This window comes from Micromonospora sp. DSM 43699, assembly GCF_055517075.1.
Genome location: NZ_JBTMMT010000008.1, coordinates 1 through 14,522 on the forward strand (window position 1 = coordinate 1; position 14,522 = coordinate 14,522).

Sequence of the window (14,522 nt, forward strand, 5' to 3'; positions counted from 1 at the left end):
GGGGTATTGCGCCGGGTCGCTATTCGGGGCGGGTGGGAAAGGGGCGGGGGACGGGGCTTTTTCCGTTACTTCGGGTGACGGCGGGGCCGCCCGGACCTGGCAAGATCGCCGTTCGGTCCCCACCGCCGGGACGACCCGGTGGACCCTGTAAAGAGGACCCGAAAGCTCGGCACCGCTCTTGCGAACGACCCCGGGGGGTCTGCGAGTATGTCCCAATGCCCCAGCAGCAGTCCTCCCCTCTCGCGTTCTTCGACAACGCGAACTCGCAACCAGATTTCACGGTCGGCCTGCGCGGATACAACACGCACCAGGTCGATGACTTCCTCGGCCGGATGACAGCCGCGCTGACCCAGTCGGAGCAGGCCCGCGCCGAGGCCGAGCAGCGGATGAACGATGCCCAGCGTCGGCTCCGCCAGGCCGAGCAGCGGCAGGCCGCCCTGGAGCAGAAGCTCACCGACACCAACAAGCAGCTCGAGGAGAACAGCCGGCCGACTCTCTCCGGTCTCGGCACCCGGGTCGAGCAGATCCTCCGGCTGGCCGAGGAGCAGGCCAACGACCACCGCAACGAGGCCAAGCGCGAGTCGGAAGGGATCCTCTCCGCTGCCCGGCTGGAGGCGCGGGAGATCACCGACAAGGCCCGCGCCGAGGCCGCCGCGATGAAGGCCACCGCCGAGCGCGAGGCCGGCACCGTCCGTACCGCCGCCGAGCGGGAGGCCGCCGAGGCCCGGGTGCAGGCCCGTCGGGAGGCCGACACGCTGCGTGCCGACGCCGACCGGGAGACCAAGCAGCTGCGTACGGTCACCGCGCACGAGGTGGCCGAGCTGAAGTCGACGGTCGAGCGGGAGGTCGCCACCCTGCGCGCCACCGCCGAGCGGGAGATCACCCAGCAGCGGGCGAAGGCCGCCCGGGAGGCCGAGGAGAAGCGCGCCGAGGCGACCAAGCTGCTCACCGACGCCCGCGACAAGCGCGACAAGGACCTCCAGGCGTTGGAGCTCCAGCTCGCCGAGCGCCGGGAGAAGGCCGAGCGCGAGGAGTCGGAACGGCACGCCGCCCAGGTGGCGCAGACCCAGAAGCTGGTCGGCGAGGCCGAGCAGCGGGCCCGGGCCGCCCAGGAGCGGGCCAAGGAGATCGAGCAGCGCGCCGAGGCCCGTCGGGTCGAGTCCGAGCGCACCGCCAACGAGACCGTCGACAAGGCAAAGGCGCTGTCCGAGAAGACCCTCAACGAGGCCAAGGCCGAGGCGAAGCGGCTACTCACCGAGGCGCGTACCGAGGCGGACCTCACCACCCAGGCGGCCCGTCGCGAGGTGGACGACCTCACCCGCCAGAAGGACGCGGTCACCTCCCAGCTCGGCCAGATGCTCTCCGGCCTGGCCGGGATCGTGCCGGGCGTGCCGGCACAGCAGCAGGCCGCCGCGCCGGCCAAGTCGGAGCCGGCCAAGGCCGACGCCGAGTCGCGGGCCACCGCGGAGACCACCGGCTGATCGGGCCGTACCGACGGGGCATGTGTCGCGGCGCGGGAAGACACCGGACGACCGGTGGACCCCCGCGCCGCGCCCGTTTCCGCCCTGTGACACCCTGTCGCGCGACCACAGTGAAACAGCTCCCCACAGCGGCGTCCGTATCGCCCCCGGAGGGCCGGATGCGTGTGAGGATGGGGGCATGTCGCACGGCGAGGAACTGTTCGCTCTCGGCGGGGATGTGACGACGGAGCCCAGCTTCGAGTCCGCCCTGCGGGGATACGACAAACGACAGGTCGACCGGTACGTCGCTCGTGCGGAGCACGAGATCACCACCCTGACCGGTGAGCGGGAACAGGCGTACACCCAGATCCACAAGCTGGCCGGTCAGGTCGAGCACCTCCAGCGGGATCTCGCCCAGGTGCGCAAGCAGATCGGCGTGGTGGACCGGGCCTCCTTCAAACACCTCGGCCCCCGGGTCGAACAGATCCTCGCCCTCGCCGAGGAGCAGGCGGACGCGATCCTGGCCGCCGCCAACGAGGAGATCGAGGCCCGCCGGGCAGCCGCCGAGCACATCATCGACGAGGCCCGGGAGCAGGCCGGCAGGGCGCTCAAGGACTTCGAGATCGCACTCGCCGCCCGGCGCGCCGAGGAGGAACGCCACACCACGGCCCGCAAGGCCGAGGCGGACGCCGCCGTGCGTACGGCGAAGCAGGAGGCCACCCGGCTGCGCGCCACCGCCAAGGACGAGGCGACCCTGCTGCGCGCGACCGCCGAGGAGGACTCGAACCGGCTGCGTACCACCGCCGAGGACGAGTCGAACCGGCTGCGTGCTGCCGCCGAGGAGGCCCTCAACAAGGCCAAGCAGGAGGCCATCCAGCTGCGCGACACCGCACGGGAGATCCACAGCCGGGCCCAGCAGGAGGCCACCAAGCTCCGCGAGACGGCCAAGGCGGCGCTGGCCAAGGCCCAGAAGGAAGCCACCGACCTACGCGAGGCCGCCAAGGAGGTGCACGCCAAGGCGCAGCAGGAGGCGAAGCGGCTCACCGAGACGGCGACCGAGACCAGCCGGGCCACCCACGCCAAGGCGCTCCAGCAGGCCAAGCAGGTCACCGACGACGCCGACGGGGCGGCGAAGGCGACCCGGGACCGGGCCCACCAGGAGGCGCACCGGCTGACCACCGAGGCGACCGAGGCGGCCCAACGCAGCCGCACCGAGGCCGAGGCGTACGCGCAGCGGATGCAGACCGAGACCGAGGCGTACGTGCGGCAGTCGCGTGCCCAGACGCAGCAGGAGCTGGGGGCCTGGCGCGCGGGGGTGGAGCAGGAGGTCAACGGCCGGCGGGAGGCCGCCGACCGGGAGCTGGCCCGGCGTCGCGCCGCCGCCGATCAGGAGTACGCCGAGCGCCGCGCCGAGCTGGACCGCAAGCACCAGACCCGGCACGACGAGCTGGAGCAGCAGCACAAGACCCGGCACGACGAGCTGGAACGGGAGTGGACCGCCCGACGCGACGAGATCGAGCAGGGCGCGGCGGAGATCCGCCGCGCCGCCGAGTCGGACGCGGCGACGCTGCGCCGGCAGGCCGAGCAGGAGACCGCCGAGCTGCTCGACCGGGTCGAGCGGGAGACCGCCGACAAGCGCCGCCAGGCCGACGAGCACGTCGCCGCCTCGCGCCGGCAGTTCGACGAGTACGCGGCCACCACCCAACAGCACCTGGCCACCACCCAACAGCACCTCGCCGCCACCCAGCAGGAGGCAGCGGCCGGCCGTCAGCAGCTCGCCCGGGTGATGTTGGAGATCGCCCAGGCCCAGCAGCAGCTCGCCGACCTGCGTCAGGAGACCTGGCAGGCGCGGCAGGAGCACGACGAGGTCCAGCGGCAGTTCACCGAACTCCGGATGCGCACCACCGCACCGGCCGGCCTCGACGGGGCGGTTTCGTCGCCGGACGGCGACGGGGCCGGGGCGGTGCTGTCGCCGGACGGCGACCGGGCCGGGGCGGTCCCGCTTGGCAACGGCACCAGGCCGAAGGCGACCCGCACCGCCGACGGCTCCTCGCCGGAGCAGGTGGGTTCCGGTGCCACGGCGGACTCGGTCGTGGCCGTCACCAAACCGGCGGGGGGTCCGGCCGCCAACGGTGCGAGACCGACGGAGAACGGCACGAAGCCGAAGGCGGAGCCGGTGACCACGGTCGACGGTGAGACGGCAAGCGCCGGGGTGGACGGCGAACCGACCGTCGCCGCGGTTCCCGGCGCCGCCGGTCGGAGGGCCACCCCGACGAAGATCACCAGTACCGGTGAGAACGGCAAACGCCCCACCAAGCCGACCACCGACGAACGCAGCGCCAAACCGAGCACGGTGACCGTCGAGTCCGAGTGAACACGTGCCCGACAGGGTGGGGTCGGATGACCCGGGGTCGCCGGCGACGACAGACCCCACTACCCTTCGAACCGGGATCCGCACTTTAGGTGTTCACCGAGACGGATCGGTGATCTACTGCGCAGATGGCGGATGCGAAAGCGGCAACGCCGGGCCGGGCAGGGACACGGCCCGGCCGAGCAGGAAGCGGCCCAGGCAAGTACACGGCCCGGCCGAGCAGGAACGGGCGCGGCCGAGCACAGGCCGGGCACAGATGAACAGGGGCCGGGCAGGGTGCGCGGTGCCGGAGTAGGACTGGACCTGCCAGCGGCAGTCCAGGTGCAGCACGGGGAGGTTCGGTGGCACAGCACGGCCCGGCACGCGACGACGTGACCCGGGACAGCGCCCCTCGGGGCGTACCGGCGGCCCGGCCCGGGACGGAGCCGGTCGCGGAGCGGACCGCCGAGTCGACCGCCCCGACCCAGGCGGACAGCGGCAACCCGGCCGCCACCTCCACCGCCCCGACCCAGGCGGACGACGGCAACCCGGCCACGACCTCCACCGCCCCGGCCGGATCGACGAGCGCCGCCCCGACCCGATCGGGCGCTGCCGTCACCGGCACGGAGAACGCCGGGTCGGTGGACACGGAGGCGGACGGCGACCCGGGGGAACACCGGCCCGCCGATCCGGTCGCCACCGGCTCGGGGCGCTTCGGTCGGCCCGGTCGACCACTGCGCCGCAGCAGCTTCCTGGTCGGCTTCACCGGCGCGCTCGGCGTGCTGCTGGCGTACACCGTGTTTCTGGGGATTCGCAACGCGGGCGGAATCCTGGTCCTGGTGGTGATCGCGCTCTTCCTGGCGGTGGGGCTCAATCCGGCGGTGGTCCGGCTGCGCCGCTGGGGGTTGCCACACGGCCTGGCCGTGACGGTGGTGGTGCTGATTCTGATGCTGCTGATCGTCGCCGGGTTGGTGGCGCTGGTGCCGCCGGTGGTGACCCAGACCGGCCAGTTCATCGACCAGCTACCCAGCTACGTCGAGGAGTTGCGCCGCAACCGCGCCGTCAACGATCTCGTGGTGCGGTACGACGTGATGCAACGGGTGCAGGAGTTGGCGAACGCGGACACCGTCGGCCGGGCACTCGGCGGAGTTCTCGGCGGCGCCCAGTTGATCTTCGGCACCATCTTCCGGGTGCTCACCGTGCTGGTGCTGACGATCTACTTCCTGGCCTACTTCGACAAGCTGCGCGACCTCGGGTACGCACTGGTGCCGAGGTCGCGCCGGCAACGGGTCAGTCTGATCGGCGACGAGATCCTGACCAAGGTCGGCGCGTACATGGTGGGGGCGCTGAGCATCGCGGTGCTGGCCGGTACGACCACCTTCGTCTTCGCGCTGGTCGTCGAGCTGCCCTACGCGTTCGCGCTGGCCGTGGTGGTGGCGGTGACCGACCTGATCCCGCAGATCGGCGCCACCCTCGGCGCGGTGATCGTCAGTCTGGTCGGGTTCGCCACCGGGCTGCCGATCGGCATCGCCTGCGTGGTCTTCTTCGTGCTCTACCAGCAGGTGGAGAACTACCTCATCTACCCCAAGATCATGCGGCGTTCGGTGGAGGTCAACGAGGTGGCCGCACTGCTCGCCGCACTGCTCGGGGTGGCGCTGATGGGGGTGGTCGGCGCGTTGATCGCCATCCCGGTGGTCGCCGCCCTCCAGCTGATCCTGCGCGAGGTGGTCCTCCCCCGCCAGGAACGCCGCTGACCACCCCACACCCCCACGCTCCCACGCCCCCGCACGGACAACCCACACCCGGCCCACCGGGAACCCCGGACACCACCCACAACAACCATGTTGTAGTGGCATCCTCCAGCCGGGAGGCCCCTACAACATGGACAACACCGTTGCGTTAACGCCATGGGCGGCTGGTCAACCTGACAGAAAGTGCCCGATCGGGGAGCGGGGTGGGCCCGCTTGGCGATCATGGAGTGGTGGTGCCGACCTTGGGGGCTTTACGGGCGTTCTGTTACCCACCACAACTCCATGATCGGCGAGGCAGCGGTGGTTGACGAACATCCGTTCCACCTAACGCAACGGTGTTGACAACATGGATCGAGCACGATCTTGAACCGCGTCGCGCGGGTGGGCGAAGCGGGCAGGCGAAGCGGGTGGGCGGGCGAAGCGGGTGGGCGGGACACGGGCGAGAGGCGGTGCGCGCAGCCGGAGCCAGGCGCCGGAGCCGGAGCCGGGCACGGGAGCTGACGCGAGACACGCGCCGGGTTGGGCTCAGGCGGTGGTGGGGCCGGGAACGGGGGTGTCGGCGAAGGCGGCCACCGTACGGTCGGCGTACGCGCTGACGTCGCCGGTCTCCATCGGGCCGTCCCAGCTGGTCGGCAACGGTAGCGGCACCGCCGGGTTCACCCGCCGGACGATCTCGTCGAGCACCCGCTCGGCGTCGCCCACCCAGAGGTGCTTGGCCCCCGGCACGCCGACCACCTCGGCCTGCGGCACCGCCGCGAAGCGTTCCCGGGCCTCATCGGGGCGCAGGTAGTCGTCGAACTCGGGCACCAGCGCGGTCAACGGCCGGCCCGACTCCGCCCAGACGGCCAGGTCCCCCGGGTTCGAGAAACGCAGCGGCGGGGAGAGCAGGATCGCCCCGGCCACCGCCGGGTCACAGCCGAACTTGAGGGTCAGGTCGGTGCCGAACGACCAGCCGACCAGCCAGATGTTCGGCAGCTCGTGGAACTCGGCGTACTCGATCGCGGCGGCGACGTCGAAGCGCTCGGCCACCGCGTTGTCGAAGGCCCCCTCGCTGGTGCCCCGCACGCTGCTGGTGCCCCTGGTGTTGAACCGGAGCACCGCCAGGTCGGCCAGGGCGGGCAGCCGCCAGGCCGCCTTGCGGAAGACGTGGCTGTCCATCATCCCGCCGTGGGTGGGCAACGGGTGCAGGCAGACCAGGGTGCCCGCCGGCGCCCGGTCGACCGGGCGGGCCAGTTCGCCGACGAGCCGTAGGCCGTCGGCGGTGTGCAGCTCGATGTCCTCCCGGTGGCCGGGCAGGATCGACGACGCGCGGATCGGTGTGCTCACCGCCCAAGTCTGACGCGAAGTCGCCGCGCCCGCCCGCCCGGGGCGGAACCGGGGTGACCCAGATCGCCCACTCGGCAGCGCGCCGGCTGGTCCCGGGAGCCCCAGCGCGGGCGCACCCGCCGGATCGGTCAGCCGTAACGGGAGGCGCCCGCCGGATCGGTCGGCCACACGCGGCGCACCCGCCGGATCGGTCAGCCACAGCACGGCACCCACCGGAACCGGTCAGCCGTAGCGGGGGGCGCCCCGGCCGCGCAGCAGGTTCGGGCCCCGACGGTCGCGGGCCCGCCAGCAGCCGCTGTGCCAGTGCCGCCGGTCGGTGAGATCACCCGTGCCGTCGGCGGGCCAGGCCACCAGGTGCGCCACCCCGGGGCGGATCTCCTGGTCACACCCGGGGCAGCGGTACGTCTTGACCGACGCGCCGCCGCTGATCCCGCGTACCTGCCACTCGCCGTCGCGCCACTGCTGCACCGATTCCACGCCGTGGCGGGCACGGTCGGCGTCCAAGTGGGCGGTGTCCTCGCGGCGGGGACGGTTGCGACGGGGGCTCACCTTGCCAAGGTTACGGTCAGTTCCAGGTGTCCGGCCGGGTGAGGTCGTCCGCCACCACCGCCCCGCCGAGCACCGTCGCCGCGTCCGCCTCGGTGAAGCCCCGGGACGGCCAGCCGAAAAGGGCCGTCAGGTGGGCCTTCTCCAGCCCGAGCAGCTCCAACCGGCTCAACTGCGGATACAGGTAGGCGGCTCTGCCGTTGATCGTCCGGTTCCCCTCGGTACGGCGGCCGACGATCCCGCTGCGGTACTCCAGCTGCACTTCGAGCCGCCGGTCCGCCGACCCGGTGACGACCAGGAGCACGTCCAGCATGGCCGGGAACTCGGCGACGTCGACCTGGCAACTGTCCAGCCGGCTGTCGGGGGGCAGGGTGGTCAACCGGAGCGGGGAGGCGCATCGGTGCGCCTCGTCCAGCCGCAGCGCGGCCACCGCCGCGCGGAGGGCACCGTCGTCGGCGACGGCGGCGGCGGTGTGTACCCGGGCGTACAGGCCGGGCACCGGCTGCCAGCGCAGGAACCAGCCCGGCTGCCCGCCCGGGTCGCGCGGCGGCACCCGGCGTACCCGCCCGTCGAAGTCGACGGCGGTGGCGGGCCGCTCCGGGTAGGTCGTCCCGTCGTGGAACGTGTCCTCGACGGCGGCCACGTCGGTGCCGAGGTCCACTGCGACCACCCGCCCGCCGGGCAGCTCCAGCCGGCCCCCCTCGACGCCCCTGCGGATGCCCCAGGTGAGCAGCCGGGCCCGCGCCGGGTCGACACCGAAGTGCAACAGCTCGGGATCGGTACCCACCAGGTCGGGGCGGGTGGTCGCCCCGGAAACCCCCTCGACCAGGGGAGGCGCGGCAACCGTCACGGCCGCCGGCTGCTCCCGGCCGTCACCCGGCAGGCCGGTGACCGTGCCGACGCCGAGCACCGCCACCAGGCCCAGCGCGACACCCACCCCGACCCGCCGACGACGACGGCGGGCCCGTCCGCCGGCCATCGCCCGGACGGTCAGCCCGTCGGTGTCCACCGCCCCCTCGGCCCGCTCCCGCAGGGTGTCGCTGATCCGCTGGTCCAGGTCGGTCACGGCCGGCTCCCGTTCGTCGAGGGGACGCCGAGGCGCTCCCGGAGGTGGGTGAGCGCCCGCATCGCGTGGGTGCGGACGGTGACCGGTGAGCAGTCCAGGATCTGGGCGTTGACAAGCATCCGGCGTACGTACACGTCGGGACGGTCGGTGCGGACGATCCGCCGCCAGTGCACGTACGCCCGGGCCAGCACGTCCTGGGTGAGGTCTTCCGCCCGGTGCGGGTCGCCGGTCAGCAGCCGGGCCAGCCGGACGAGCGCCGGCCCCCGGCTGCTGACGTACTCCTCGAAGGTCACACCCGTCAGACGCCGTCACGGGCGTCCGCCGTTGACCCGGATCAGCGTCGGGTGTGCTCGCGGAAACCCCTGCCGGTCCCACGGCCCAGGTAGCCGGCGGTGACCAGGTGTTCCAGCAGCGGCGCGGGGGCTAGGCCCGGCTCGCGCTGCTCCCGGTAGAGCGCCCGCTGGGCGGCCAGCGCCACGTCCAGGCCGATCGCGTCGAGCAGCGCGAACGGGCCCGTCGGGTAACCGCAGCCGAGCGTCATCGCGTGGTCGATGTCGTCGGCGGTGGCGTAGCCGGCCTCCACCATCTTCACCGCGTCGTTCAGGTACGGCAACAGCAATGCGTCGACCACGAACCCGGCCCGGTCGTCGCAGACCACGGCGGTCCTGCCGAGCGCGGCGCAGACCGCGCGGGCCGTGGCGGTGGCCTCCGCCGAGGTACGGACGGTGCGGACCACCTCGACCAGCGGTCGCACCGGCGTCGGGCCGACGAAGTGCAGGCCGAGTACGTCGGCGGGGCGTGCGGTGGCCATCGCCACCTCGATCACCGGCAGCGCGGAGGTGGTGGTGGCGAGCAGCACTCCAGGCTTGCAGATCTCGTCGAGGCTGGCGAACAGCGCCCGCTTGACGCTCAGCTCATCGACCACCGCCTCGACCACCAGGTCGACGTCGACGAGCTGCTCCAGCGTGGCCGACCAGGTGATCCGGGCCAGGGCGGCGTCCCGGTCGGCCCGGTCGAGGTCACCGCGGGTGACCTCCTCGTCGAGCAAGGTCCGGACCGCCTCGGCGATCCCGGCGGACGGCTCCGCGCCCCCGCTCACCGGCACCACCTGGTAGCCGGCCCGCGCGAAGACCCCGACGAGACCGCTCGCCATCACCCCCGTACCGATGATGCCGACCCTGGTCACGACTGCGGGGCTCGCAAGCTCACTCCTCGCGCTCCCGACGCCGACCCTGGTCACGACTGCGGGGCTCGCAAGCTCACTCCTCGCGCTCCCGACGCCGACCCTGGTCACGACTGCGGGGCTCGCAAGCTCACTCCTCGCGCTCCCGACGCCGACCCTGGTGAACTCACCTGCGGCGTCGGCGTCGGACGGGGTGGCGGTCGGGGTCAGCTCGTCGGGTACGACCTTCGGCGAGCCCGGCTTCTCGTAGGTGTAGAAGCCGCGTCCGGACTTGCGACCGAGCAGCCCCGCGGTGACCATCTGCTTGATCAACGGCGCCGGGGCGTGCCGACGGTCCCGCCCGCCGCGCCGGTACATCGTGTTCAGGATCTCGTACGAGGTGTCCAGGCCGATCAGGTCCAGCAGGGCGAGCGGACCCATCGGCAGGCCGCAACCGAGCTTCATCGCCGCGTCGACGTCCTCCCGGGTGACGTACCGGGCCTCGAACAGGCTCACCGCGTGGTTGAGGTAGCCGAACAGCAGGGCGTTGGCGATGAAGCCGGCCCGGTCACCGATCGTGACGGCCACCTTGCCGAGCCGGGCGCAGAGCGCCTCGACGTCGTCGACCACGTCGGCGGCGGTGACCACGGTGCGGACCACCTCGACCAGCTTCATCACCGGTGCCGGGTTGAAGAAGTGCAGGCCGACGACCTGCTGGGGTCGGTTGGTGGCGACCGAGATGTCGGTGACACTCAGCGACGAGGTGTTGGTGGCCAGCACGGTGTCGGGCCGGCAGACCCGGTCCAGCTCGGCGAAGAGCCGCTGCTTCAGGTCGAGGCGCTCGGGGACCGCCTCGACCACCAGGTCCACCGAGTGCAGCGCGGCCAGCCCGACCTGGAAGTCGACCCGGGAGTGCAGGACGTCCCGGTCGGCCTCGGCCAGCCTGCCCTTCGCCATCGCCCGGTCGGTCGACCGGGCGAGGGTGGCCCGGCCACGTGCCAGGGCGTCCTCGGAGATCTCCACCGCGACGACGTCGACGCCGTTGCGGGCGAACACCTCGACGATGCCGACACCCATGGTGCCCAGCCCCACCACGCCCACCCTGGTGAACTCCCGCGCCACGACCGGCCTCCCTGGTTGACTCCGCCGTCGCCGACATGAACGAACGCTAAGGTTATCCGCCGGAGTCTGCCACGCGGCGGCACGCCGTCGCGACGCGGGCGGGATTTGCCGCACCCCGCAGCGGCATCCGGCCCGGCCGCTCCCCCGCCCCGGGGCCGACGCCTGCCGCTCCCCCTCGGGCCACCGGGTCGGCCCGGCAGGCGGAACCATCGGCCAGGGACGCGCGGCCGTCGGCCCGGTCAGGGCGCGGCGACCGCCCCGATCAGGGCCAACAGCTCGGCGACGAACTCGGCGGGTCGCTCCAGGTGCGGGCTGTGCCCGCAGTCCGGCAGGGCCACCTCCCGGTAGCTGCCCCCGGCGGCGGCGTACCGTTCCAGCACCGCCCGGGTCTGGCCGATCATCGGCTGTGGTGGGCACGCCTGCTCACCCGGCCACCCGGGCACCACCCCCAACGAGCCCAGGTACGGCAGGTCGAACAGCGAGGTGTCGGAGACGATCACGTCGGCCTCACCGCGTACCCAGGTCACCGGCGGCTTGACCGCGACGGCGACCAGCTCGTCGGCGATCCGGAAGTGGGCCGGGGCCAGCGCGTTGAGCACCCCCCGGTCGCCGGCCGCGACGCCCGGCCAGTGCGGCGAGGGCACGGCGGTGCCTGGGTAGTTGTCGTCGCCGGTGGCGGTGGAGAGCAGGCTGTCGAGCAACAGTTCCTCGTCCTCGACCAGGCAGGCCGGGTCCGCCACGTAGCCGGCCCGCAGCACGGCGCGGGGGGAGGTCGAGGCGTCCACCCCCCGGTCACCGGCGGCGAGCCGGGCCACGAAGTCGGCGTTGGCGGTGCCCGCCCCGGTGCCGGCGAAGTCGGGGGTGGTCGGGGTGCCGGCGAGATCCCGGGTCCCCCCGAAGCCGTACGGGGAGACCGGCGCCTCCAGCAACAGCGCGCCCACCCGGTCGGGTCGGTCGACGAGCAACCGCATCGCCACTCCCCCGCCGAGGGAGTGCCCGACCACCACCGGACGCGCCCCGACGGCGAACAGTCCCGGGGTGTCGAGCAGGGCGGCCACGTCGTCGGCGAAGTCGGCCAGGCCCCGGCGGGCGTCGACCGGGGCGGTCTGCGTACCCCCGTAGCCGCGCAGGTCCGGGGCGACCACCCGCAGCGTCGCCGGCAGACGGCGCAGCAGTGGCACCCAGAAGGCCGACGACGAGCCGTTGCCGTGCACCAGCAGCACCGGCGTCCCGTCCGGTGGCCCGGCCACCCGGATGTGCTGGGTGATGCCGTTCGCGGTCACGGTGCGCTGCGCGATCTCCATCCGCGGCATGCTGCCACGGCAGGCCGGTCGGGTCCATGGGCCACCTCCCCGCGCCCCGCGCCACACCCGGCCCACCGGGCCGCCCGCAACATCAATGTTGTAGTGGCCTCGTAGCTGGAGGTTGCCACTACAACATTGATCGAGCACGATCTTGAGCCACGGGGCGGGGTGGGGCCGGAGCCGGTGACCCCATCCGGGGCAGCCGCGCCGTCAGGCGTCGACGCCGCTCCGGATGGAAGCGGCGGGTAGGGCGTCGGTCGGGCCGGGGGCGCGCGGTGGCAGCGGCAGCGTCGGCCGGTGGTCCCGACGGCCACCGGTGCCGCCGGTGAAGCGCAGACCGACCGGGTCGGTGGTGGCCAACCCCGGGTCGAAGTAACGCAGTTCGGTACGGCCCAGCCGGATCACGTCGCCGTCGGTGAGCGGCTCGGCGTCGGTGATCCGCCGGTCGTTGAGCCAGGTGCCGTTGGTCGACCCCAGGTCGGCCAGGACCACCCCGCCCTCGGTCAGCCGCACCTCGGCGTGCCGCCGACTCAGGTGCGCGTCGGCCACCGCGATGTCGGCGGTCGGCGCCCGGCCGATCACCTGCGGTTGGGGCCGGACGCGGAAGCTCGCTCCCCGCATCGGCCCGCCGGCAACCGTCAACAGCGGCATCAGTTCCGGATGATCCTGCATGGACAGTCAGCTCCCCACCCACCGTCGCCCCACGGTCAGCCTGCCAGCTCCGTGTGATCAGCTCACCACCCACCCGGTCATCTCCGCGACCCCTGCCGGACATCCACCGTCCACCGAACAGGCGGCGACCGGGAGTCGTAGCCGAACAAGGCTCACAACTACCAGCCGGTAGCTTCCGGGTCTAGACTTCCGCCATGACGGCTGTGCAGGTCCCGGGTGTCCCGGTCATCTCCGAGGGTCGGCTGATCTCGACCAGCCCGGCCACCGGCGCCGAGGCCGGCAGCCTGCCGGTCGCCACCACCGAGGAGGTGGAGCGCGCGGTCGCCCGCGCCCGGACGGCCGGGCAGTGGTGGGCCGGGCTCGGCTTCGACGGTCGCCGCACCCGGCTGCTGCGCTGGCGGGCGCTGCTCGCCCAGCGGATCGAGGAGCTGGCCGAGCTGATCCACGTCGAGGGCGGCAAGCCGGTCGGCGACGGGGTCGTCGAGGTCCTCACCGCCATCGAACACATCGACTGGGCGGCCCGCAACGCCCGCCGGGTGCTGGGGCCGCGCCGGGTCCGTTCCCGGCTGATCCTCGCCGAGTTCTCCGGCCACCTGGAATACCAACCGCACGGCGTGGTCGGGGTGATCGGCCCGTGGAACTATCCCGTCTTCACCCCGATCGGCTCCGCCGCGTACGCGCTGGCCGCCGGCAACGCGGTCGTCCTCAAGCCCAGCGAGTACACCCCGGTGGTCGGCCAGTGGCTGGTCGACACGTTCGCCGAGGTGGTGCCGGAGCAGCAGGTGTTCACGGCGGTGCACGGCCTGGGCGACGTCGGCGCGGCCCTGTGCCGCTCGGGCGTGGACAAGCTGGCCTTCACCGGCTCCACGGCGACCGCCCGCAAGGTGATGGCGGCCTGCGCCGAGTCGCTGACCCCGGTGCTGTTGGAGGCCGGCGGCAAGGACGCGATGATCGTGGCCGCCGACGCCGACCTGGACGCCGCCGCCGAGGCGTGCGTCTGGGGCGCGCTCACCAACGCCGGTCAGACCTGCATCGGCATCGAACGGGTCTACGCGGTGGCGTCGGTCCACGACGAGTTCGTCGGCAAGGTGGTCGCCCGCGCCGAACGGCTGACCGTCGGCGCGGACGGGGCCGACCTCGGTCCGATCACCATGCCGAGCCAGCTCGACGTGATCCGTCGGCACATCGAGGACGCCATCGCCGCCGGAGGGCGGGCGGTGCTCGGTGGTCCGGCCGCCGTACAGCCGCCGTACGTGCACCCGACCGTACTGGTGGACGTCCCCGAGTCCGCCTCGGCCATCCGCGAGGAGACCTTCGGGCCGACCGTGACCATCAGCCGGGTCGCCGACGCCGACGAGGCCGTACGCCGGGCCAACGCCCTGCCGTACGGCCTGGGTGGTTCGGTCTTCGGCCGGCGTGACGCGGTGGCCATCGCCCGGCGACTGCGCTCGGGGATGGCCTCGGTCAACTCGGCGCTGACCTTCGCCGGCATGTCCACGCTGCCGTTCGGCGGGGTGGGCGACTCGGGCTTCGGCCGGATCCACGGCGAGGACGGGCTGCGCGAGTTCGGCCGGGCCAAGTCGATCACCAGGCGACGGGCCCGGTCGCTGCTGCCCTCGATGACCTTCGAGCGGACCCCGACCGACGTGGCCCGCCTCGTCAAGGTCACCAAGGCGCTCTACGGCCGACGCTGACCCCGCCCGCACTGCGGAACGCCGACGTGGGCGGAATGCCACAGCGCGCCGACGCGGGCGGAATGCCAC

At 73.1% G+C, this 14,522-nt stretch carries 10 protein-coding genes and 2 pseudogenes; 4 read left to right on the forward strand and 8 right to left on the reverse strand.

From position 1 onward, the window contains the following. Window positions 1-215: 215 nt before the first annotated feature. From AC0AIB_RS06220 to AC0AIB_RS06230, 3 genes are all read left to right on the forward strand, one after another. Complete coding sequence (locus tag AC0AIB_RS06220) at window positions 216-1,481, forward strand: DivIVA domain-containing protein (RefSeq protein WP_328343504.1); 1,266 nt, start codon at window positions 216-218, stop codon at window positions 1,479-1,481. Between the two features lie 178 nt (window positions 1,482-1,659). Continuing rightward, complete coding sequence (locus AC0AIB_RS06225; protein WP_465096216.1) at window positions 1,660-3,834, forward strand: coiled-coil domain-containing protein; 2,175 nt, start codon at window positions 1,660-1,662, stop codon at window positions 3,832-3,834. 617 nt (window positions 3,835-4,451) lie between these two features. After that, complete coding sequence (locus AC0AIB_RS06230) at window positions 4,452-5,564, forward strand: AI-2E family transporter (RefSeq protein ID WP_328349077.1); 1,113 nt, start codon at window positions 4,452-4,454, stop codon at window positions 5,562-5,564. Between the two features lie 522 nt (window positions 5,565-6,086). Here the strand turns inward: AC0AIB_RS06230 and AC0AIB_RS06235 are convergent. The 8 genes and pseudogenes from AC0AIB_RS06235 to AC0AIB_RS06270 all read right to left on the reverse strand — a co-directional run bounded on the left by AC0AIB_RS06235 (window position 6,087) and on the right by AC0AIB_RS06270 (window position 12,759). Then, complete coding sequence (locus tag AC0AIB_RS06235) at window positions 6,087-6,887, reverse strand: alpha/beta hydrolase (RefSeq protein WP_328343501.1); 801 nt, start codon at window positions 6,885-6,887, stop codon at window positions 6,087-6,089. 222 nt (window positions 6,888-7,109) lie between these two features. Next, window positions 7,110-7,436: a hypothetical protein gene (locus tag AC0AIB_RS06240; RefSeq protein ID WP_328343500.1), complete on the reverse strand. Its 327-nt coding sequence runs from the start codon at window positions 7,434-7,436 to the stop codon at window positions 7,110-7,112. 16 nt (window positions 7,437-7,452) lie between these two features. Continuing rightward, window positions 7,453-8,499: a hypothetical protein gene (locus tag AC0AIB_RS06245; protein WP_465096217.1), complete on the reverse strand. Its 1,047-nt coding sequence runs from the start codon at window positions 8,497-8,499 to the stop codon at window positions 7,453-7,455. Next, window positions 8,496-8,792: a sigma factor gene (locus AC0AIB_RS06250; RefSeq protein ID WP_328343498.1), complete on the reverse strand. Its 297-nt coding sequence runs from the start codon at window positions 8,790-8,792 to the stop codon at window positions 8,496-8,498. Before AC0AIB_RS06250 ends, AC0AIB_RS06245 begins: the two co-directional genes overlap by 4 nt. A 41-nt stretch (window positions 8,793-8,833) precedes the next feature. After that, a pseudogene (locus tag AC0AIB_RS06255) lies at window positions 8,834-9,676 on the reverse strand (3-hydroxyacyl-CoA dehydrogenase family protein); the annotation flags it as partial. Window positions 9,677-9,829: 153 nt separating this feature from the next. Then, window positions 9,830-10,783: pseudogene (locus AC0AIB_RS06260) on the reverse strand (3-hydroxyacyl-CoA dehydrogenase family protein); the annotation flags it as partial. A 239-nt stretch (window positions 10,784-11,022) separates the two neighbouring features. Then, on the reverse strand, window positions 11,023-12,087 hold the full coding sequence (locus AC0AIB_RS06265; protein ID WP_465096218.1) for an alpha/beta fold hydrolase: 1,065 nt from the start codon (window positions 12,085-12,087) through the stop codon (window positions 11,023-11,025). Window positions 12,088-12,297: 210 nt separating this feature from the next. Further along, on the reverse strand, window positions 12,298-12,759 hold the full coding sequence (locus AC0AIB_RS06270; RefSeq protein ID WP_328343495.1) for an FHA domain-containing protein: 462 nt from the start codon (window positions 12,757-12,759) through the stop codon (window positions 12,298-12,300). A 194-nt stretch (window positions 12,760-12,953) separates the two neighbouring features. Here AC0AIB_RS06270 and AC0AIB_RS06275 point away from each other — a divergent pair, with 194 nt between their 5' ends. Then, window positions 12,954-14,453: an aldehyde dehydrogenase family protein gene (locus AC0AIB_RS06275; RefSeq protein ID WP_328343493.1), complete on the forward strand. Its 1,500-nt coding sequence runs from the start codon at window positions 12,954-12,956 to the stop codon at window positions 14,451-14,453. Window positions 14,454-14,522: the final 69 nt, after the last annotated feature.